1 protein-coding gene and 1 pseudogene are annotated in these 642 nt (G+C 65.6%); both read right to left on the reverse strand.

Features of this window, described 5'->3' with window-relative positions:
• Positions 1 to 155 precede the first annotated feature (155 nt).
• Positions 156 to 449, reverse strand: coding sequence for a DUF2849 domain-containing protein (locus tag EOA36_RS36570; protein WP_127281321.1), 294 nt, complete (start codon positions 447 to 449; stop codon positions 156 to 158).
• Positions 446 to 642: pseudogene (locus EOA36_RS36575) on the reverse strand (uroporphyrinogen-III C-methyltransferase); the annotation flags it as partial. The gene EOA36_RS36570 and the pseudogene EOA36_RS36575, both read right to left, overlap by 4 nt.

Here is a 642-nt window from a genome sequence, read left to right on the forward strand (position 1 = left end):
GAACTGGTCCTCGGTGATCTCGCCGGACAGCCGGCGCTGGACCTGGTCGCTGAACTCGGCGACGCGGGCCTGGACAAAATCGTGGTCGAACTCATCGTAACGGTACATGCTTCGTCTTTCAGGGCGCGTCCGCCCACTTTCACTTTCAGTCTGGCTTACGCCGCCCGTATAGCCTGCTTGCCGAGATCGCCACGAATAGTGGGACCGGCGGCGCGGATCTTCTCGCGCAACCGCACCGGCTCGACGACGCCGTCGACGACTTCCGCGTCGATCAGATTGACGTCGACCACTTCATTGTCGGCATAGGCCTTGGCGCCGATCGCCTCCAGCCGATCCTCGGCCGCCTTGTCATGGGCAAGGTCTGCATGGTCCACCGTCTCGGCCCAGCCGCCATCGGCGTACCAGACGGCGATGCCGTCGCCGAGGCGGTTGGCGGTCAGTATCTTCATGGCTGAACTCCCTCGGTGGCCGCTACGGGCGCATGCCTGTGAGCCGCGAGCGGCTCGGACCGCTCGAAATTGGCCCCGGCGACAGCGTCGCCGATGATGGTCATGACCGGTCCCGACAGATCGGCGCGCGCTTCCAGCGACGGCAGGTCGGCGAGTGTGCCGTGGAAGCGTCGGCGATTGGTCAGGCTGGCAT

Origin of the sequence: Mesorhizobium sp. M8A.F.Ca.ET.021.01.1.1, from assembly GCF_003998025.1 — a bacterium.
GTDB lineage: Bacteria > Pseudomonadota > Alphaproteobacteria > Rhizobiales > Rhizobiaceae > Mesorhizobium.